Genomic DNA, 287 nt, shown 5'->3' with positions numbered 1-287 from the left:
CTCTAGAGGAAACTCGTAATAATCTTATTGCCGATGTTGCTCATGATCTCAGTTCGCCTTTAACTTCTATAAAAGGTTTTTTGGTAGCTTTGTTAGATGGCACGGTCCCTTCACAACGGCGAGAAAAAGTCTATTTGTTAATGAAGGATGAGACTGAACGGGTCATCAAGCTTGTAAATGACACCCTTGATATGTCTCAGCTTGAAGGGGGACAGGTAAAAATCAAGCCTGAGAACTATAATATAACGAAGCAGCTTCAAATGACGGCCGCAAAATTGGAACCCCAG

General features: G+C 41.8%; 1 protein-coding gene. It reads left to right on the top strand.

The annotated features are described in order from the left end of the window. Window positions 1-287, top strand: a 287-nt coding sequence (locus AOA61_RS30995; RefSeq protein ID WP_305886529.1) for a histidine kinase dimerization/phospho-acceptor domain-containing protein, incomplete at both ends; no start/stop codon positions are given.

The sequence above is a fragment of the Pseudomonas sp. 2995-1 genome (assembly GCF_002742505.1).
GTDB classification, from domain to species: domain Bacteria; phylum Pseudomonadota; class Gammaproteobacteria; order Pseudomonadales; family Pseudomonadaceae; genus Aquipseudomonas; species Aquipseudomonas sivasensis.
The sequence above is the reverse complement of the archived record's forward strand: the minus strand, read 5'-3'. Positions and strand labels throughout refer to the sequence as shown.